The sequence below is a fragment of the Janthinobacterium svalbardense genome (assembly GCF_002327145.1).
Taxonomy (GTDB): Bacteria; Pseudomonadota; Gammaproteobacteria; order Burkholderiales; family Burkholderiaceae_D; genus Janthinobacterium; species Janthinobacterium tructae.
The window spans coordinates 3,602,144-3,621,447 of the sequence record NZ_CP023422.1; the positions used below are offsets into that span (position 1 = coordinate 3,602,144).

General features: G+C 60.9%; 22 protein-coding genes and 1 pseudogene. 13 read left to right on the plus strand and 10 right to left on the minus strand.

The features are described 5' to 3' along the window. Window positions 1-23: 23 nt before the first annotated feature. The 3 genes and pseudogenes from CNX70_RS15930 to CNX70_RS15935 form a co-directional block, all read right to left on the minus strand. On the minus strand, window positions 24-383 hold the full coding sequence (locus CNX70_RS15930) for a LysR substrate-binding domain-containing protein (protein WP_244198816.1): 360 nt from the start codon (window positions 381-383) through the stop codon (window positions 24-26). Beyond that, a pseudogene (locus tag CNX70_RS29280) lies at window positions 365-502 on the minus strand (transposase); the annotation flags it as partial. The gene CNX70_RS15930 and the pseudogene CNX70_RS29280, both read right to left, overlap by 19 nt. A gap of 28 nt (window positions 503-530) precedes the next feature. Beyond that, entirely contained in the window at window positions 531-905 is a 375-nt protein-coding gene (locus tag CNX70_RS15935) for a LysR family transcriptional regulator (protein WP_244198817.1), read from the minus strand. A gap of 103 nt (window positions 906-1,008) precedes the next feature. Here CNX70_RS15935 and CNX70_RS15940 point away from each other — a divergent pair, with 103 nt between their 5' ends. The 12 genes from CNX70_RS15940 (at window position 1,009) to CNX70_RS15995 (ending at window position 10,809) form a co-directional block, all read left to right on the plus strand. Next, window positions 1,009-1,467 carry a CidA/LrgA family protein gene (locus CNX70_RS15940; RefSeq protein WP_096235498.1) on the plus strand — a complete coding sequence of 153 codons (459 nt, stop codon included), beginning with the start codon at window positions 1,009-1,011 and terminating at the stop codon, window positions 1,465-1,467. Next, window positions 1,464-2,153 carry an LrgB family protein gene (locus tag CNX70_RS15945; protein ID WP_096235499.1) on the plus strand — a complete coding sequence of 230 codons (690 nt, stop codon included), beginning with the start codon at window positions 1,464-1,466 and terminating at the stop codon, window positions 2,151-2,153. The genes CNX70_RS15940 and CNX70_RS15945 overlap by 4 nt, the downstream gene beginning before the upstream one ends. Before the next feature lie 66 nt (window positions 2,154-2,219). Further along, on the plus strand, window positions 2,220-3,299 hold the full coding sequence (mnmH, locus tag CNX70_RS15950) for a tRNA 2-selenouridine(34) synthase MnmH (protein WP_096235500.1): 1,080 nt from the start codon (window positions 2,220-2,222) through the stop codon (window positions 3,297-3,299). Between the two features lie 104 nt (window positions 3,300-3,403). After that, window positions 3,404-4,468, plus strand: coding sequence for a selenide, water dikinase SelD (gene selD, locus CNX70_RS15955; RefSeq protein ID WP_096235501.1), 1,065 nt, complete (start codon window positions 3,404-3,406; stop codon window positions 4,466-4,468). Window positions 4,469-4,493: 25 nt separating this feature from the next. Beyond that, on the plus strand, window positions 4,494-5,360 hold the full coding sequence (locus tag CNX70_RS15960) for a putative selenate ABC transporter substrate-binding protein (RefSeq protein WP_071077281.1): 867 nt from the start codon (window positions 4,494-4,496) through the stop codon (window positions 5,358-5,360). 124 nt (window positions 5,361-5,484) lie between these two features. After that, window positions 5,485-6,297, plus strand: coding sequence for a phosphonate ABC transporter ATP-binding protein (locus CNX70_RS15965; RefSeq protein ID WP_096235502.1), 813 nt, complete (start codon window positions 5,485-5,487; stop codon window positions 6,295-6,297). Further along, on the plus strand, window positions 6,291-7,127 hold the full coding sequence (locus CNX70_RS15970) for a PhnE/PtxC family ABC transporter permease (protein ID WP_096235503.1): 837 nt from the start codon (window positions 6,291-6,293) through the stop codon (window positions 7,125-7,127). The genes CNX70_RS15965 and CNX70_RS15970 overlap by 7 nt, the downstream gene beginning before the upstream one ends. Next, the gene (phnE, locus tag CNX70_RS15975) at window positions 7,124-7,927 is read left to right on the plus strand and encodes a phosphonate ABC transporter, permease protein PhnE (RefSeq protein WP_096235504.1); all 804 of its coding nucleotides are present in this window, start codon (window positions 7,124-7,126) and stop codon (window positions 7,925-7,927) included. Before CNX70_RS15970 ends, phnE begins: the two co-directional genes overlap by 4 nt. A gap of 27 nt (window positions 7,928-7,954) precedes the next feature. Beyond that, window positions 7,955-8,320 (plus strand): hypothetical protein, encoded by a 366-nt coding sequence (locus CNX70_RS15980; RefSeq protein ID WP_157751056.1) that lies wholly within the window; start codon window positions 7,955-7,957, stop codon window positions 8,318-8,320. A gap of 837 nt (window positions 8,321-9,157) precedes the next feature. Continuing rightward, window positions 9,158-9,655 (plus strand): GNAT family N-acetyltransferase, encoded by a 498-nt coding sequence (locus CNX70_RS15985; protein ID WP_244198818.1) that lies wholly within the window; start codon window positions 9,158-9,160, stop codon window positions 9,653-9,655. A 36-nt stretch (window positions 9,656-9,691) separates the two neighbouring features. Next, window positions 9,692-9,919 (plus strand): hypothetical protein, encoded by a 228-nt coding sequence (locus CNX70_RS15990; protein WP_208624428.1) that lies wholly within the window; start codon window positions 9,692-9,694, stop codon window positions 9,917-9,919. A 137-nt stretch (window positions 9,920-10,056) separates the two neighbouring features. Continuing rightward, the gene (locus CNX70_RS15995; protein WP_157751058.1) at window positions 10,057-10,809 is read left to right on the plus strand and encodes a hypothetical protein; all 753 of its coding nucleotides are present in this window, start codon (window positions 10,057-10,059) and stop codon (window positions 10,807-10,809) included. Here CNX70_RS15995 and CNX70_RS16000 read toward each other — a convergent pair whose 3' ends face one another. The 7 genes from CNX70_RS16000 to cyoA form a co-directional block, all read right to left on the minus strand. After that, window positions 10,810-11,346, minus strand: coding sequence for a response regulator transcription factor (locus CNX70_RS16000; protein ID WP_096235507.1), 537 nt, complete (start codon window positions 11,344-11,346; stop codon window positions 10,810-10,812). Then, window positions 11,336-12,685, minus strand: coding sequence for an ATP-binding protein (locus CNX70_RS16005; RefSeq protein WP_096235508.1), 1,350 nt, complete (start codon window positions 12,683-12,685; stop codon window positions 11,336-11,338). The genes CNX70_RS16000 and CNX70_RS16005 overlap by 11 nt, the downstream gene beginning before the upstream one ends. After that, window positions 12,669-13,493 carry an SURF1 family protein gene (locus CNX70_RS16010; protein WP_096235509.1) on the minus strand — a complete coding sequence of 275 codons (825 nt, stop codon included), beginning with the start codon at window positions 13,491-13,493 and terminating at the stop codon, window positions 12,669-12,671. The genes CNX70_RS16005 and CNX70_RS16010 overlap by 17 nt, the downstream gene beginning before the upstream one ends. Beyond that, complete coding sequence (gene cyoD, locus CNX70_RS16015) at window positions 13,490-13,876, minus strand: cytochrome o ubiquinol oxidase subunit IV (RefSeq protein WP_071077270.1); 387 nt, start codon at window positions 13,874-13,876, stop codon at window positions 13,490-13,492. Before cyoD ends, CNX70_RS16010 begins: the two co-directional genes overlap by 4 nt. Then, the gene (gene cyoC / locus CNX70_RS16020) at window positions 13,873-14,511 is read right to left on the minus strand and encodes a cytochrome o ubiquinol oxidase subunit III (protein ID WP_096235510.1); all 639 of its coding nucleotides are present in this window, start codon (window positions 14,509-14,511) and stop codon (window positions 13,873-13,875) included. The genes cyoD and cyoC overlap by 4 nt, the downstream gene beginning before the upstream one ends. Continuing rightward, window positions 14,504-16,507 carry a cytochrome o ubiquinol oxidase subunit I gene (cyoB, locus tag CNX70_RS16025; RefSeq protein WP_096235511.1) on the minus strand — a complete coding sequence of 668 codons (2,004 nt, stop codon included), beginning with the start codon at window positions 16,505-16,507 and terminating at the stop codon, window positions 14,504-14,506. Before cyoB ends, cyoC begins: the two co-directional genes overlap by 8 nt. Window positions 16,508-16,599: 92 nt before the next feature. Beyond that, a complete protein-coding gene (gene cyoA / locus CNX70_RS16030) occupies window positions 16,600-17,583 on the minus strand; it encodes a ubiquinol oxidase subunit II (protein ID WP_244198820.1) in 984 nt (327 codons plus the stop codon). 217 nt (window positions 17,584-17,800) lie between these two features. Between cyoA and CNX70_RS16035 the strand changes: the two genes are divergently transcribed. Further along, window positions 17,801-19,147, plus strand: coding sequence for an MFS transporter (locus CNX70_RS16035; RefSeq protein WP_096238493.1), 1,347 nt, complete (start codon window positions 17,801-17,803; stop codon window positions 19,145-19,147). The last annotated feature ends 157 nt before the right edge of the window (window positions 19,148-19,304 follow it).

Below are 19,304 nucleotides of genomic sequence, written 5' to 3' on the forward strand. Positions count from 1 at the left end.
GTCTGGCGGAAGTTGGGAGTCGCCTATTGTAAACGTGCCGCGTCCGCCATGCGCGCCCTGACGAGGTCCAGCCAGGCACGTGCCGCGAACGACAGCCGCCCGCCACGGCGCCAGGCCAGCATCAGATTCCACTCCACGGGCGGGCCATCCAGGGGAATCACGGCAAATTGCGCGGCATCAAGCGTGTCGCAATACATCTTCGGCAGCAGGCACACACCCACGCCCAGGCGCACCAGCGAGGCGATGAAATCCCATTGGCCGCTGCGGCCCGTGATGCGCGGCGCGAAACCGGCCCGCTGGCAGGCGTCCTGCACGATGTCGTTCAGGGCAAACGCGGCGCCATAGAAGATGAAGGGACTGTCGGCCAGCTCGGCCAGGGCCACGGAAGCGCGCCGAATTCCTGCGCGATCTCCGTCACCGTCTTGACGCCCCGAACGGCCTCCAGACCGACCTTCGCCTTGAACTCGGCCGTGTGTACCCGACGTTTTTTACCTTCACTCATTTGCTGTCATCCTTTCACGGACCACAGCTTAAACCATCGTCTCAGATTCGGGATCCACTATACCACTATATTCGGCCAGCCACGGCGCCAGCGTGGAATGCGTCTGCGGCGACACGCCGACGCGCAGCTCTCCCCGCTCAAGGTGTTGCAGGTCGCGTAATTCCACCTTCAGTTCCGCGTGCAGGGCCAGCAGCTCATGCGCGCGCGACAGCACCACCTTGCCCGCGTCCGTCAGCGTAAAACGCTTGCCGGCGCGGTCCAGCAAGGCCAGGTCCAGCGACTGTTCCAATTGCTGGATCATCTTGCTGACGGTGGGCTGCGTCACGTGCAGCCTGGCGGCCGCGCGCGTAAAGCTGGCTTGCTCGACCACTTCGACGAAGTAGCGCAGGGAGCGGATATCCATGATGCATTCCAATATCGAATGATAATCATGAGTTTAAGTCATTTTATATTTTGATGTGGGGTCACTACAATGAAACCTTCCCCCAGCCGTTTGAAAGCCTGCCGTGAAAGCCTTGCACTGTTCCACCGCCGCCCTGCCCTCCATCCCTGCCTGGCGCCAGCCCGCGCAGACCGCATGGCAAGTGGGCGTGCTGATTGCCGCCTGGTGGCTGGCCGACGAGGCCGCTTCCGCCTTGCACTTGCCGTTTTCCGGCGGCGTCGTGGGCCTGTTCGTGCTGGTGGCCCTGCTGCTGTCGGGCTGGATGCGTCCCGCCGCCATCGAATTGGGCGCGAACTGGCTGCTGGCCAACATGCTGCTGTTTTTTATACCGCTGGTGGTGTCCGTGGTGCAATTTACGCAACTATTGAAATCGCAAGGTCTGATGCTGTTCGTGAATATCGGCCTCGGCTTTGCCAGCGTGATGCTGGCCACGGCGTTGACGGTGGAATGGGTGTGCCGTTATGAACGCAAGTTACGTCTGAATAAGCTGCTGCGCCAGCGCGCAGCCAGGGAGCAAGCATGAGCACCCTGGTCCTGTCGTTGCTGTTTTTGCTGCTGACCCTGGTGCTGTTCTATGCCAACCAGGCGCTGCATCGCCGCCATCCACATTTCTTGCTGACGCCCGCCATCTGCACCTCGGCGATATTGATCATCATCGTGCAAGCCACGTCGACGCCGTTCGCCACGTATTTCGGCGAGACGCGCTGGCTGCCGTGGCTGCTGGGTCCCGCCACCATCGCGTTTGCGCTGCCCATCTTCCAGGAGCGCAAGCTGATACGCAAGCATTGGCTGGCCTTGTCGCTGGGCAGCTGCGCCGGCATCGTCGCCTCCGTGGCCGCTACCCTGCTGCTGGACCGGGTATTTGGCGTGCATGGCGACATGGCGCGCAGCCTGCTGGCGCGGTCCGTCTCGACGCCGTTCGCGCTGGAAGCGTCGCGCCACATGGGCGGCTCGGCCCAGCTGACGGGCATCTTCGTGGTGATGACGGGCTTGTTCGGCTTGATGCTGGGCAAACCGCTGCTGAAACTGCTGCCCTTGCGCATGCGCATCGCCCGTGGCGCCCCGTATGGCGCGGCCGCGCACGGCTTTGGCTTGTCCGTGGCGCGCCGGGTGGGCACGGAAGAAGGCGCCGTGGCCAGCCTGACGATGATCTTTTCGGGCATCGTGACGGTACTGCTGGCGCCGCTGCTGGGTCATCTGCTGGGCTAAACCGCCACACCGGCGGCGTATATCGGGGATAATACGTCTTTCCCCATTCCAAGCAGCCGCGCCACGATGAAATACCCTGCAGTCCTGCCTTTCAGCGACATCCTGCCCCGCTTGCATGAATTCGACGCCATCATCGACGTGCGCAGCCCGTCCGAGTTTGCGGAAGACCATTTGCCGGGCGCCATCAACCTGCCCGTGCTGGACGACGAGCAGCGCGTGCGCGTCGGTACGCTGTACAAGCAGACCAGCGCCTTCGAAGCCAAGAAACTGGGCGCGGCACTGGTGGCGAAAAATATCGCGCGGCATATCGAAGAGGGTTTCCTCGCTCATCCGCACGACTGGAAACCCCTCGTTTACTGCTGGCGCGGCGGCAACCGCAGCGGCGCCATGGTGCACATCCTGGCGCGCATCGGCTGGCCTGTAGTGCAGCTCGACGGCGGCTACAAGGAATACCGGCGCCACGTGAATGCCGAGCTGGCCACCCTGCCCGAACGCTTCGACTTCATCAACGTGCTGTGCGGCCCCACGGGCAGCGGCAAGAGCCGCCTGTTGCAAGTGCTGGACCGCCAAGGCGCGCAAGTGATCGACCTGGAAAACCTGGCGGCCCACCGCGGCTCCGTGCTGGGCGGCTTGCCGGACGCGCACCAGCCCTCGCAAAAGGCGTTTGAAAGCGCGCTGTGGCAGCAGTTGCGCCATTTCGACCCGGCCCTGCCCGTGTTCATCGAGTCCGAAAGCAAAAAAGTGGGTCGCCTGCGCGTGCCCGACGCGCTGATGGAAAAGATGCGCGCTGCCGATTGCACGGACGTGCGGCTGGACATTGGTGAGCGCGTGCAATTGCTGATGCAAGACTATGTGCATTTCGTCGGCGACCCCGCGCGCCTGAACGTGCAGCTGGCCCTGTTGACGCAGCTGCATGGCAAGGAGAAAATTGCCCACTGGCAGCAACTGGCCACGGCGGGCCGCATGGCCGAGCTGGTGGAAGAGCTGCTGGTGCAGCATTACGACCCCGTTTACCGGCAATCGATCGCCCGCAACTTCAGCCGCTACGCCCAGGCGACGCCGCTGGTCTTGCCCGACATTTCAGAACATGCCTTTGAGCAAGCCGCGCGCGCATTATGTGCTATCGTCGGAGACGGAAAGCAATGAACCCAAAGACAGAATACCGGGGTCGGACCCTGAGGGTCCGACCCCAGATTTTGCGTCTGGGGTAAAAATGATCATAGCAGTACACAACATCAGCAGGAACTCCCATGTCAGATAGCGCAGTAACACCAAATACCCCCATCCGATTGACCGAATTTGCCCATGGCGGCGGCTGCGGCTGCAAAATTGCGCCCGGCGTGCTGGCCGACATTTTAAAGGGCAGCGGCGGATTTCCCCTGCCGAAGGAATTGCTGGTCGGCATAGAAACCTCGGATGATGCGGCCGTGTACCTGCTCAACGACGAGCAGGCGCTGATCGCCACGACCGATTTCTTCATGCCCATCGTCGACGACCCTTTCGACTTTGGCCGCATCGCCGCCACCAACGCCATTTCCGACGTGTACGCCATGGGCGGCACGCCCATCATGGCGCTGGCCCTGGTCGGCATGCCGATCAACAAGCTGCCGGTGGAAACCATCGGCCTCATATTAAAAGGCGGCGAAACCATCTGCGCCCAGGCCGGCATCCCCATCGCGGGCGGCCATACCATCGATTCCGTCGAACCGATCTACGGCCTGGTCGTGCTGGGCCTGGTGCACCCATCGCAAGTGAAACGCAACGCGGGCGCGCGCGCCGGCGACAAACTGGTATTGGGCAAGCCGATCGGCGTGGGCATCCTGTCGGCCGCGCTGAAAAAGAATGCACTGGACGCGGATGGCTACGCGTCCTTGATCGATAACACCACCAAATTGAATACCCCGGGCAAGAAACTGGCCCTGCTCGATGGCGTGCATGCTCTGACGGACGTGACGGGCTTCGGCTTGCTGGGCCACACCCTGGAACTGGCGCGCGGCGCCAAGTTGCAGGCGCGCATCAATATGGCTGACGTGCCGCTGCTGCCGCAGGTGCAGCAACTGGCGCAAAACGGCAACATCACGGGTGCATCAAGCCGCAACTGGCAGGGATATGGCGCGCAAGTGGCACTGGCCGACAGCCTGAGTGCCATCGACAAGGCGATTTTGACGGACCCGCAAACGGCCGGCCCCCTGCTGGTGGCCTGCGCGCCGGAAGCCGTCGAGCAGGTAATGGCGATTTTCCGCGCCGAAGGCTTTGGCGACGCCGTCGTCATCGGCGAGATGCAGGAAGGCAGTACCGGGATTTCCGTATTTTAATGAATCAAACACAAGAGGTAATAGCATGAGTACATTCGCGAAATTCCCCGCCATCCTGGCTACAGTCGCCGCCACCCTGGCCATCCACAGCGGCCTGGCGCAGGCACAGCAAGTGTTGCGCGTGTCCGCCATCCCCGACGAAGCGCCGACGGAATTGCAGCGCAAATTCAAGCCGCTGGGCAGCTACCTGGAGAAAAAGCTGGGCATGAAGGTGGAATTTACGCCCGTGACCGACTACGCGGCGTCCGTGGAAGGCTTGATCAATAACAAGCTCGACATGGTCTGGTTCGGCGGTTTTACTTTCGTGCAAGCCAATGTGCGCAGCGGCGGCAAGATCGTGCCGCTGGTGCAGCGCGAGGAAGACACGAAATTCCGCTCCGTGTTCGTCACCACCAGCAAGGACATCAATCAATTGTCCGACCTGAAAGGCAAGAATTTCACGTTCGGTTCGGAATCGTCGACCTCCGGCCACTTGATGCCACGCTATTACTTGCTGGCCGCCAAGATCAACCCGGACACGGACATGAAACGCATCGCGTTTTCCGGCGCACATGACGCCACCGTGGCAGCCGTGGCCGGCGGCAAGGTCGATGCGGGCACCCTGAACATTTCCGTGTGGGAAAAGCTGGTGGAAGCGAAAAAGGTCGATCCAAGCAAGGTGCGCGTGTTCTACACGACGCCCGGCTACTATGATTACAACTGGAGCGTGCGCGCCGACATGAATCCCGTCGTGCGCAAGAAGCTGACGGACGCCTTCCTGGCGCTGGACCCATCCACGCCGGAAGGCAAGGAAATCCTCGACCTGCAGCGCGCCACGAAGTTCATCCCGACCAAGGCCGAGAACTACAAGGATATCGAAGCGGCTGCGCGCGATGCGAAGCTGTTGAAGTAAATAATAGCGACTTATTGGTCAGTAATTTTCTTCAACCCAAGGGCGAACAGCTGGGGTCGGACCCTGAGGGTCCGACCCCAGCCCTTGCTCCTGGGTTAACAATAGTCCCACACCGAAACATCGCATGACATTCCAACTTCACAAGGTCTGCGTCCACCACGCGGGCGCCGCCGGCAATGCGCTGGCCCTGCGCGAGCTGGACCTGGACGTGGCGCAAGGTGAACAGATCGCCCTGATCGGCCCTTCCGGCGCCGGCAAGACCAGCTTGCTGCATACGCTGGCCTGCGCGCTGCGCCCGGAATCGGGCACATTCAGCGTCCTCGGCAGTTCTCCCTGGCAGCTCGGCAGCGCCGAACGCCACGCCTTGCGCGCGCGCCTGTTCCTGGCGCCGCAAACGCCGCCGCTGCCGCCGCGCCAGCGCGTCGTCAACGCCGTGCTGGCGGGCCGTTTGCCGCAATGGAGCTTGTGGACGGCGATGCGTTCCCTGCTGGCGCCCGTCGACCCGCGCGCCGCGTGGGAAGCCCTGGGTAAATTCAATCTGCAGGACAAACTGTATGCGCGGGTCGACCGCCTGTCCGGCGGCGAACGCCAGCGCTGCGGCATGGCGCGCGCACTGGTATCGAATGCGCAAGCGTTCCTCGTCGACGAACCGCTGTCCGCGCTCGACCCCACCCTGGCCCTGCAAACCATTGCCGTGTTGCAGGCCGAAGCGACAGCGCGCAACGCCACCCTGATCTGCAGCCTGCACCAGGTGGACATCGCGCGCGCCTGTTTTACGCGCATCGTCGCCTTGCGCGATGGCAAGATCGTCTTCGACTTGCCTGCTAGCGAGGTCAGCGACGCCATGATAGAGCAGCTGTACCGCAACAAGGCCGATCCCGCGCCCCTGATCGAGGTGCTGGAAACGAACCTGGACGCCGCGAGGCCGCTTTGCTGAAGAGCGCCAACGCCGCCCTGCCGCGCGACCCCGCCTGGCGCGGCCGCCTGACCGGGGCTGCCATCGTGCTGCTGGTGCTGTGGCCGATGCTGGTGCAGGCCGAATTCAAGCCGTGGATACTGTTCGATGCGCAAAGCCTGGCCGCCACCTGGCAATTCCTTGCCAGCTTCGTGCCGCCCGCCCACTCGCTGGAATTCTTGCAGCTGGTGGCCATTTCCAGCTGGGAAACCATTGCCATGGCCACGGCCGGCATGGCGCTGGCCATGCTGGGGGCCATACCGCTGACTCTATTGGTGACGGAGCGCTTGTCTATTTCGCGCATCGGCAGCGGCAAGGTTTCTCCGTTGGCGGCCACCGTGCGCCATTGCGTGCGCGCGCTGCTGGTGCTGCTGCGCAGCGTGCCGGAACTGGTGTGGGCCTTGTTATTGGTGCGCATCGTTGGCCTGGGGCCGACGGCCGGCGTGATCGCCATTGCCCTGACCTATTGCGGCATGCTGGGCAAGGTGTATGCGGAAATCCTCGAATCGTCGGATGCGTCCGCCTGCAACGCCCTGCTGCACAACGGCAGCGGCAGATTGAAGGCTTTGCTGTACGGCGCCTTGCCGGAATCGGCTGCCGAGCTGGTGTCATATACGATTTACCGCTGGGAATGCGCGATCCGCGGCTCCGTCGTCATGGGCTTTGTCGGTGCGGGTGGCCTGGGCCAGCGCATGGATGAGTCGATGAAGATGATGGCGGGCAATGAACTGGCCACCATGCTGATGGTGTTCGTGCTGCTGGTAGCGGGCGCCGACGCCGTATCCGCCATGCTGCGCCGGAGGCTGGCATGAAGCATCAGCCTTTCACCACGATGCCCGCCCCTGCTCCCGTGCGCTGGTCCACCTGGGCCTTGCTGGCCGGCTTGTTGCTGCTGGTCATCGCCAGCTTTGCCACCCTGCCCTTGAAATGGGGCGAGTTCTTCAGTGCCGACGCCGTGCGCACGAGCGCCGACTTCCTGCACGGCTTCGCCCCGCCAGAGCTGGCCGGCCCCTTCCTGATGAAAGTCGGCGTGGCCACGTTCGAGACGCTGGCCATGTCGGCCATCGGCACGGTGATTGCGGCCGTCTTGGGCGCGCTGCTGGCCCTGCCCGCCAGCGGGCGTTTCGGCAAGCTGGCGCGCAACGCCACGCGCGCGGTGCTCAACGTGCTGCGCTCGATCCCCGAACTGGTGTGGGCCTCGATTTTGCTGATCGCCGCCGGCCTGGGCCCGTTCGCGGGCACCCTGGCGCTGGCGCTGCATACGGTGGGCGTGCTGGGCCGTCTGTTTGCCGACGCCTTTGAAAATTGCCCGCCCCTGCCCGCCGCCACCTTGCGCATGAATGGCGCGCGCCCTGCCGAGGCCTTTTTGTACGCCACCTTGCCGCAATGCGGGCCGCAGATGATGTCGTATACGCTGTACCGCTGGGAAAATAATATCCGCGCCGCCGCCATCCTCGGCGTCGTCGGTGCGGGCGGCCTGGGACAGATGCTGAAATACCATCTGTCGCTGTTCCAGATGCAGAATGCCGCGACCGTCATCGTCGCCATGCTGCTGATGGTGGCCGCCGTCGATGGCCTCAGCTATGTGCTGCGCCGCGCCATGACCCGCTGATTTTTTCACTTTTCACAAGGAATACCCATGTCAGGCTGGTGGACCATTATCTCGACAGAAACACCGGAACAAATGGCCGACCTGGCCAAAGTCTATAAAGACGCCATCCTGGCCACCTGGGATGCGGGCTTGGGCGGCCTGGGCTGGATCACACAACTGTGTGAACAAGGCAAGGCGACCCAGCTGAGCTGCAACGGCTTTCCGAACCGCTACACGGCCTCGGCGGACGTTATCGCTCCCCTGCTGCTGGCGGGCATCGCCGAGGCGCACGATGGCGAATTTCCACAGGACCAGCTGACGGGCTGGCCTGGCGGCATCACTGTGCATCGGGAGCGCATCGCCGCCTGCGCGCCTGGACAGCTGCTGACGATTGAAGTGTGGGACCAGTCATGACGCAACAAGCATTAATTATCTGCAGGGGAAACGTCGGCGGGCATCAGCGCCATCGACCAGCTCACGCGCGACGCATTTCTTCACGGGACTTTGTGTAGCTGGCTATAACTAATAATGTGGACGTGTCTATAAATACCAGCAGCTCCCAAAAGCTCCAACATATAGCTCTTCTTAACGCTTTCGCTTGAGATACAGAAATGGGTTCGACTCAACTGGAAAGCGCCGTGCTAAAGGAAACGGAAAGCTGGACTCCCGCCATTTATTTTTCAAAATAACAACAAGCGATAATATAAACTCTTAAAATCCATCAATTAATTGCAAATTTCTTAACCTGAATGCAAAATAGTTTCTTTTTTTACTTCAGATTATGAAAAAACTTACAGCAGTACTAATGGTGGCAGCTTTACTATCCGGTTGCGCAACAGCACCCAGTAACTATGGCAATGTTGAGCGCGGCACCACCAGTGAGCGCTCGACAAATGGGCAATACGATTCAACATCATCCACTGGAGAACGCTCGTCAACGTCCGCATCCCCGTTTTCATCCGAAAAACCATTCTGGACAGGAACCACTATTTTTTGGACGATAGTTGGTATTGCTTTGGTAGGGGTCGCCGCAAAAAAATCAAGTGACAAAACGTGCCATACCGGGTCGCGCGGCGGAACTTATACTGTGACGGCAAATGGCAACAAGAATTATTCCGGCTGCTAATGTGATAATATCTTTGCGTTAAATTATTTGTCATTTTCTGCCACTATTGAAAAACAGGCTCATTTGTCTAATGTAGCGGAGAATATTATTTTCTCTGCGCCCCAAACAACTGATCGGAGCAATGATTGCACTCCACCATTTCAATTCGTTCAACCACCGCCAGGGATTGGCCCGCCCTGAAAGCCACGCGCCTGGCCGCCCTGCTGGACGCGCCCACCGCCTTCGGCGCCAGCCACGCCAGCGCGGCCGCCCATACCGATGCAGATTGGCAGCAACGCGCCGTCAGTACGGCGCAGCGCGCCTTCCTCCTGGCATTTGACGGCGACCAACCCATCGGCATCGCCGCCCATGTCGTCAGCAGCGCGGGGGAATCGAACCTGATCGCCATGTGGGTGCATCCCGCATACCGGGGCATGGCGGTGGCGGCGGGATTGGTCCGCGCGGTGAAACAACACGCCGTGGCCGGCGGCCATGCGCGGCTGGTCCTCGACGTGGCGTCCGAGAATGCGCGCGCGGCCGCCTTTTACCAGAAGCAGGGTTTTGTATTCCTGCCGGAATGGGACGCGCTGGAAAGCCATCCGCATATCCAGGTGCAGAAGATGGAGTGGCTTGCGGCGGCATGAACTCAATCAGTACACATATCGCCCCCAGGATGAACTGTGCTTGACTGGATTTTCGACGCTATCGTCTGGATGGTTCGCCTGCTGATGTATGGTCTGTTAGGAACAGTCATTGAAAAGCTGTTCTATTGGCCGGGCTGGGCAATGCTGCGACTATTCACGCTGGGCCACTACCCTCCAGCGAGAGGCCTTCCTCACAATCGCTTTGCCGTCGCGCTATTTGCTGCTGTAGTCATTGCTTCCGGCTTGCTGATGGCATTGACGTAAATACAGATGCGCATAGTGTAGAAAAACAGCGCTTTCCAGCATTCCATTCATCCCAATTGACATTCCGTCTTAAAGACCTGCTCCCACGTCTGTTTTTTTCTACACTCACGTTTTCATTCATGAATAGAAGGATGGGTATGCGTGCACTCAAAAAAGCTGGTCTTCTGCTGTGTTTGTGCGGCGCTGCGGTACAGGCCCATGCTGATACTGATCAAGCCGTGGAGCCATCCGGGCAGGAGGCGGCCGTGTCCGTCAATGTCAAAGGCATTCGGGACCCGGACTGGAAGCCCTACAGCGCCATGCTCAAGGGCGTCAAACGCTTCGAGGAAAAACATGCACTGGCGCCAGACGCCGAATTGCGCTTCATCCTGGAACCGCGCCGTGCCGATGTCGACATGCACGCCATCGCGCTCCGGCTGGAAAGCGACGAGACGGGCATGGCGATACCGCTGGGGGAGCGCAATATCTTCAGCTTGCCCGTCGGGCTGGGTGCTCTGTATGAAAAAGCCGAGCTGACGGTGAACCGCAAGGCTGGGTCGGTCAGATGGATGCCCTACGTCCGCAGTGCGGCGAGCAGCGACACCATCCGCCGTCTGGGCGACCTGCGGCTGGCCTGCGAAGTCCATTGGGCAATCGACAAGGAAACCTTGCATTTCGCCATGCGCACGGCGATGAGCGCGATGGGAGGGCCGTGCAATTTCGTGTCGCAAAAGGGTACCTACAGCTTTTCCGCACCGCGGCACATCGCCAATGCAACAATCAGCTTCAACGGCAAAAGCGCGCCCGTGCCCTTCAGCGGCGCGTCGTTCACGCCGCCGTTACGGGAGCAGGACTGGAGCGACGACAGCGTGCTCGAACTCACGTTCGACAATGAGCAGGCTGCGAATTGATTATTTCACCCGCTGCTTTTCCAGCTTCCTCGCCAGCGTGCGCCGGTGCATGCCCAGCCGTCTCGCCGTTTCCGAGATATTAAAATCCGTCTCGGCCAGCATTTCGTGGATGCGTTCCCATTCCAGGGTCTTGATGTTGGTGGCGCGGTTGCTCAGTTCGATGTCGGCGCTGCCGGCCACGTGGCCGAAGGCCGCTTCGATGTCATCGGTGTTGGACGGTTTCGCCAGGTACTGGCAAGCGCCCAGCTTGATCGCCTCGACGGCCGTGCCGATGCTGGCGTAGCCCGTCAGCACAACGATCAGCATCTCCGGGTCGTGCTGGTGCAGCATCTGCACACAGGCCAGGCCCGAAGTATTGCCATTGAGCTTCAGGTCGACGACGGCGTAGTCGGGGCAATGCTGTTCCAGCAAGGCGCTCGCTTCATCAAAATTGGTGGCCAGGATGACCTGGTAGCCGCGCCGCTCGAACGAGCGGCCCAGGGTGCGGGCAAACGCGGCGTCGTCTTCGATGATCAGTAACAGACGGTCATCCTGCATGGTGGTCGCTTTCTCTTTCCAGTTTGATGGCCGCCAGCGGCAGGGCCAGGTGCACCACCGCCCCGCCCTGCACCCGGTTGCGCGCCGTCACCGTACCACCTAAAGTACGCGCGACATTCACCACCAGGAACAGACCCAGGCCGCCGCCGGGCTTACCCTTGCTGCTTTGATACGGTTTGCCCAGGTGCGTCAGCATCGACGGCTCGAAACCGGGCCCGGCATCGGTAATCACCAGGTGCAAGGCGTCCGCTTCGCGCGTGGCTTCGAAGCGCAGCCAGTCGGGCGACGCTTCCAGCGCATTGTCGAGCACATTGCAAATGGTTTGTTTCAGGGTCGAATCGAAGACGACGGGCACGTCGTGCTCGATGCGGTTATCGTACTCGAAACTCTGGATCGGGCGGCTGCTGCGCCACTCGTCCACCAGGTCGTTGAGGAAGGTGTTGATCGTCGTCTTCACGGACGATTCGCCACGCGCCTCGCCCGCCGACAACAAAATGCCGCTGACGATGCTCTTGCAGCGCCGCAACTGCGCCTGCATTTCCGTGATTTCTTCCAGCAATTCGCTATTCTTGCTCAATTCCGGCATGCGGCGCCAGTCACCGAGGATGACGGACAGCGTCGCCAGCGGCGTGCCTAGCTCGTGCGCGGCGCCCGAGGCCAGCAAGCCCATGCGGATGATGTGCTCTTCTTCCGCCGCGCGCTGGCGCAAGTCCGCCACCTTGGCGTCGCCGGCGCGCTGGTTGCGGTTGATGCGCGTGATGAATACCACCAGCAAGGCGGCGTTCAGGATAAAACAGATCAGCAAGCCTTGCACGTACAGGCTGGCAAAGCCCCGCTCGGGGTCGATCGGCAAGGTCAAAGGGCCGGGCAGCAAGGCCAGGCCCGCCAGGCACAGGCTGGTGATGGCCACCATGATCCAGGTCGACCACACTTCCAGCAGCACGGCGCTGAGGATGACTTGCAATAAGTACAGGAAGGCAAACGGGTTGCTGATGCCGCCGCTCAGGTAGAGCTGGGCCGTCAACACGGTGACGTCGACCAGCAGAGCAAGAAACAGGGCCGTGTTGGAGACGGGCTGGCGTTCGTGCCAGCGCAAGAGGCTGGCCAAGTTGAAAGCGATGAGGCAGGACAGCACTTCGAGCATGTAGGGCACGGGCAAGGCGATGCCCAGTCCCACGCCCACGCCGAAGATGGTGCTGACTTGGCCGATCACGGCCAGCCAGCGCAGCTGGATCAGCAGCTTCATGTTCTGGTGGCCGGCCGGATGTTCCATCTCGGCCGCCACCGCACCGCGCTCTAGTACTTCGCGGTTGGGCAGGATCTCAATCCTGCCCGGCATGGTCGCTTTCCTGGCGCTGGGCGCCACGGGCGCGGCGGCGCTTGTCTTCGCGCACGATCCACCAGCTGATGCCGGCCACCATCAGGGCCAGCGCAAACCACGTCAAGGCGTACACCAGGTGGTTGTTGGGGAACGAGATCACGGTCAGGCCGCCGACGGGCGCATCAACGGCCGTTTCCGATTTGGCCTGCGCATCGACAAAGTATGGCGCCACATTGGTCAGCATGTGCGAGGCGCCGATGGCGGCCACGTCGCGCGAATACCAGTGCTGGGTGGCAGGACTGTTTTCGCGCAGGAATCCGCCGCCCGTCTCGCTGATGCGCAGCAAGCCGTCGACATTGACGATGCCGGCCGGCGTGCTGGCGGCGATGCTGGCGCGCTTCGGCACGAAGCCGCGGTTGATCAGCACGGTGCTGCCATCGGCCAGGCGCAAGGGCGTCACCAGCCAGTAACCGCTGCCCAGTGCCGTCGTTGCCTGCACCAGGGTATTGAAAATGGGGAGATACGTACCGGAGAGTCGCACATGGCGGTATTCATCCGTTTGTGGCGTAATGCTGGCCCAGGCTGCGGGTCCAGGTGCGTCCGTTGCGGGCGCATGTACGCGTTGTTCGACGCGCTCGATCAGGTCAAGCTTCCAGAACAGGCGCTTGACTTGCCAGGTGCCCAGGGCACAGAAACCGGCAAACAAGATCCCCGCCAGCACGGCCAATGCATATCGCACGACCATGCCGCGTGGGCCTGGCGCAGCATCTTGCGATGCGGCGCCAGGGGCGCGCCCGGTGTTGCTAGGGCGCGTATTACTCATCATGGAGCCGTTTTCGTATGCATGTACTCAGGCATCAGATCCGGCATCATGTTGTGGTTCATGTGGTACATGACCCACAGGGAACCGGCCATGGCAATGCCCACGATCATGATCGTGAAGATCAGTGCCATCATGTTCCAGCCGCCTTCGGACTTGGTGTTCATGTGCAGGAAGTACACCATGTGCACCACTACTTGAACCGCCGCGAACGCCAGCAGGACCAGGCCCATGGTGCCCGAATTGGTGATGACTTTCGCCATCACCAGCCAGAAAGGAATGGCCGTCAGGATCACCGACAGGATGAATCCGATCGTGTAGCTTTTCAGGCTGCCATGATCGTGCTGGTCATGGTGGTGGCTATCGCCGTGTGTGTGGTGGTCGCTCATGGCAGCACTCCCATCAGGTAGACAAAGGTGAAGACGCCGATCCAGATGACGTCCAGGAAGTGCCAGAACAGCGACAAACACATCATGCGACGGCCGTTTTCCGGGGTCAGGCCATGTTTGTTCAACTGGAACATCAGGGTCACGAGCCAGATCACGCCGAACGTCACGTGCAAGCCGTGGGTACCGACCAGGGCGAAGAACGACGACAGGAACGCGCTGCGCTGCGGACCGGCGCCTTCGTGGATCAGATGAATGAATTCATACATTTCCAGCGACAGGAAGGCCAGGCCGAACAGGCCCGTGATGCCCAGCCAGGCCAGGGTGCTGCGCAATTGCTTGCGCTGCATGGCCAGCATGGCGAAGCCGTAGGTGATCGACGACAGCAGCAGCATGGCCGTGTTGACGGCCACCAGCGGCAGATCGAACAACGCGGCGCCCGTCGGGCCGTCCGCGTAGTTGCGGCCGACCACGGCGTACGTGGCGAACAGACAGGCGAAGATCAGGCAATCGCTCATCAGGTAGAGCCAGAAACCCAGCAAGCTGCCGTTTTCCGGGTGGTGCTCGCGCACAAAGTAGCTGCGCGTGCTTGGTGCGGCGCCAGCGGCGCCGGTGTTATGGGCGATGGTATCAGACATGGCTGCTCAGCAATTTAGTGTAAGCGTCTTCGGTACGGACCACTTCTTCCACAGGAATGTAGTAGTCGCGCTTGTAGTTAAAGGTATGGACGATGATCGCAATCATCATGATCACGAAGCCGATGCTGGCGACGAGCCACATTTGCCAGATCAGGCCAAAACCGACCAGTGCGGACAGTGCGGCGATCACGAAACCAGCCCAGGTGTTCTTCGGCATGTGGATTTTCGTGAAACCGGACGTCGGACGCTGGTAACCGTGTTTCTTCATGTCAGTCCATGCATCGAGTTCGTGCACTTGTGGCGTGAAGGCGAAATTATAGTCTGGCGGAGGCGACGACGTCGACCATTCCAGCGTACGGCCACCCCATGGGTCACCGGTCACGTCGCGCAGGGCGTGACGGTTGCGGTAGCTGACGACGAACTGGATCAGCATGGAAGCGATACCGAGCGCGATCGAGACGGCGCCAAACCAGGCGATGATGGTCCAGATTTGCAAGGATGGATCTTCAAAGTGGTTGACACGGCGGGTCACGCCCATCAGGCCCAGCACGTACAGCGGCATGAAGGCCAGGTAGAAGCCGACGAACCAGAACCAGAACGAGCACTTGCCCCAGAACGCGTCGAGCTTGTAGCCGAAGGCTTTCGGGTACCAGTAGTTGATTGCAGCAAACACACCGAAGACCACGCCGCCGATAATCACGTTATGGAAGTGGGCAATCAGGAACAGGCTGTTATGCAATACAAAGTCAGCTGGTGGTACGGCCAGCAGCACGCCGGTCATGCCGCCGATGGTGAAGGTGACCATGAAGCCGATCGTCCACAGCATGGGCAGTTCAAAACGGATACGCCCGCGGTACATGGTAAACAGCCAGTTGAAGATCTTCGCGCCCGTCGGGATCGAAATGATCATCGTCGTGATGCCGAAGAAGGAGTTGACGCTGGCGCCCGAACCCATGGTGAAGAAGTGATGCAGCCATACCAGGTACGACAGGATCATGATGACGCAGGTGGCGTAGACCATCGAGGCGTAGCCGAACAGGCGCTTGCTGCTGAACGTGGCGACGACTTCCGAGAACACGCCGAACAGTGGCAGAATCAGAATGTAGACCTCTGGGTGACCCCAGATCCAGATCAGGTTGACGTACATCATGGCGTTGCCGCCCAGTTCCGTCGTGAAGAAGTTAAAGCCTGCAACGCGGTCCAGCGACAGCATGGCCAACACAGCCGTCAGTACCGGGAAGGCGGCGACGATCAGGATGTTGGTGCACAGTGCGGTCCAGGTAAAGACGGGCATTTTCATCCAGGTCATGCCTGGCGCGCGCATCTTGACGATGGTGGCGATCAGGTTGACACCGGACAAGAGCGTCCCGACCCCGGCAATCTGCAAGGACCAGATGTAATAGTCTACCCCCACGTCCGGACTGCCGACGATGCCCGACAGCGGTGGATACGCCAGCCAGCCCGTGCGGGCGAATTCGCCGACGAACAGCGAAGCCATGACCAGGGCGGCGCCCATGGTGGTCATCCAGAAGCTGAAGTTGTTGAGGAAAGGGAAAGCCACGTCGCGCGCGCCGATTTGCAGCGGCACCACGTAGTTCATCAGACCCGTCACGAAAGGCATCGCGACGAAGAAGATCATGATCACGCCGTGGGCGGTAAAGATCTGGTCGTAGTGATGCGGTGGCAGGAAGCCGGCATTGTCGCCAAAGGCGATCGCCTGCTGGGTACGCATCATCAGCGCGTCGGCAAAGCCGCGCAGCAGCATGACCAGGCCCAGGATCATGTACATGATACCGATTTTTTTATGGTCGATACTGGTGATCCAGTCGCGCCACAGGGGACCCCAGAGGCGGAAATACGTCAGTGCCGCAACGAGTGCGATACCGCCCAGGGCAACCATCGCAAAGGTCGCCAGCAGGATAGGTTCGTGAAATGGAATTGCATCCCAAGTCAGACGGCCGAAGATAAGCTTCGTCAGATCAATATGGTCTAGCATTGTTACTCTCAGAGAAAAAAGGGAGGCGCCAGGCAAGCGGCGCCAGTATCTGCAGCAATACGTACATATGCGCTGCGGGATTCATGCAGTTGTTACTTGGCTTGAACGCCCTTTTCAACCACGGCACCGCCAGCGACTACTGGCGTGACAAACGCTACCGGGCTATTTTCCATCGTCAATTTGTATGGCTCGACCGGCGTCACGCACAGCGCGTCGGAAACGATGGTGCGGTTCAGAATTGCCTTGTACAGATCGGTCGGCACATTGCTGTAGCGGCGCACCGGATCGCGTTCGCTCGGCTGGGCCAGCGACAGGTAGTCGTCGCGGTTCAGCGCGCCGCCACCGGCACGTGCCGATTCCACCCATTTGTCAAAGTCCGCATCATTCACACCGTGGAACTTGAAGCGCATGCCCGAGAAACCGGCACCGCTGTAGTTCGCGGAGAAGCCCTTGTAGACACCAGGCTTGTTGATGACGGCATTCAACTGCGTTTCCATGCCCGGCATGGCGTAGATCTGACCTGCCAGTGCGGGGATGAAGAACGAGTTCATGACGGACGAGGCGGTGATCTTGAAGCGGATCGGACGATCGACGGGCGCGACCAGTTCATTCACCGAAGCGATGCCTTGCTCCGGGTAGATGAACAGCCATTTCCAGTCCAGCGCCACGACTTCGACGATCATCGGCTTGTGGCTGGCAGGAATCGGGCGGTTGGCGTCGATACGGCTCAATGGGCGGTATGGATCGAGGGTGTGGGTGCTGATCCAGGTCAGCAGGCCCAGCACGATGATGATCAGCAGGGGCGCGCCCCAGATAATCAGCTCGAGGCGAGTCGAGTGGTCCCAGTCCGGCTCGTATTTGGCCGCGGTATTGTTTTTTCTATAGCGCCATGCAAACAGCAGGGTCAGGGCGATTACCGGAACGATAATCAACAGCATCAGCAATGTCGAGATGACAATCAGATTGCCTTGCTGAACTGCGATGTCACCAGACGCATTCAGTACAACCGTATTGCAACCAGCCAACAATGCGAGAGGTAAGAGTAGCAGTCCGCGACGAACTTTTAATGAAAACATACAGGAAAGTCCAGTACAGGGGATGAAGATATGGTACTGTATTCTCACTGGAGCGCGTTGGCAATTGGACGTTTTGTCCTACCCCTTGCTCGGACTTTCACTGCGTAGGCGCGGAGTTTTCCTACGACTACCTGATGAATAGTCCTACTCAGGGCGTGAGACACCCGGAGTATGTTACGCGTTGGCCGAACTCGAAACTATATTGGAGACGATCATCATGTCCAGCACGCGCACACACAGCGGGGATGTACCCGCCGACTTTTCCCCCCACTCCCTGCGCGACGCAAGCGGGGCCGGCACGGTCGAATCGCATATCGACCCCGGTGAGATCGCCGTCGGCGTGATCATCGGCCGCGCTTCCGAATACTTTGACTTCTTTGTCTACGCCATCGCCTCGGTGCTGGTGTTTCCGCGCGTCTTCTTCCCGTTCGAAGAACGCCTGGAGGGCACATTGTATGCCTTCCTGATTTTCTCGTTTGCCTTCATCGCCCGCCCGTTCGGTACCGTGCTCTTCATGGAGATCCAGCGCCGCATGGGGCGCAGCGCCAAGCTGACGATCGCCCTCTTCCTGCTGGGTGTGTCGACGGCCGGCATCGCCTTCCTGCCGACCTACGCGCACCTGGGCTTTGCCGCCATCATCTGGCTGTCCGTGCTGCGCATCGGCCAGGGCGTGGCGCTGGGCGGTTCGTGGGATGGCTTGCCATCGCTGCTGGCCCTGAACGCGCCGCAAAACAAGCGCGGCTGGTACGCCATGCTGGGCCAACTGGGCGCGCCCTTCGGCTTCCTGCTTGCCGCCGGCCTGTTCTGGTACATGCTGACCAGCCTGACGGATGAAGAGTTCCTCGACTGGGGCTGGCGCTATCCTTTCTATGTCGCCTTCGCCATCAACGTGGTGGCCCTGTTTGCCCGCTTGCGCCTGGTGTCGACGAATGAATATGCGCGCCTGCTGGACGAACGCGAGCTGCAACCGGTCAGCGTATTTGAAATGGGCCGCGGCCAGGGTCGCAACGTGCTGATCGGCGCCCTCGCCGCGCTGGCCAGCTACGCTCTGTTCCACCTGGTCACCGTGTTCCCGCTGTCCTGGATTTCCGTCTACCAGACGCGTTCCGCTTCGGACTTCCTGCAAGTGCAGATGCTGGGCGCCGTGCTGGCTGCCGTCGGCGTGGTGATTTCCGGCTTGCTGGCCGATAAAGTGGGCCGCCGCACCACCCTGGGCGTGCTGGCCGTGCTGATCGCCATCTTCAGCGCCTTCGTGCCGACCCTGATGGGCGGCGGCAATGCGGGCCAGGACGTGTTCATCCTCGTGGGCTTCAGCCTGCTGGGCCTGTCCTACGGCCAGGCAGCCGGTGCGGTGACGGCCAACTTCCCTGCCCGCTTCCGCTACACGGGCGCGGCCCTGACGTCCGACCTGGCCTGGCTGGTGGGCGCCGGCTTCGCTCCGCTGGTGGCGCTGGGCCTGTCGGCCAACTTCGGCCTCGCCTATGTCAGCTTCTACCTGCTGTCGGGCGCTGTCGCCTCGCTGGCCGCCCTGAGCCTGAACCGGGCGCTGGAAATCCGCGACTGACATATACATAGGCAGCGCGCAAGCAACTGAAAAACGCCGGCACCGTCCGGCGTTTTTTTATGCCTCGCAGCCATTTCACGCCACCTCTTCTGTGCGATATCGCGCATTGCATGACCTTGCGCGTCGGCAATCTATCGCAAGGCTGTTATGCTAGCGC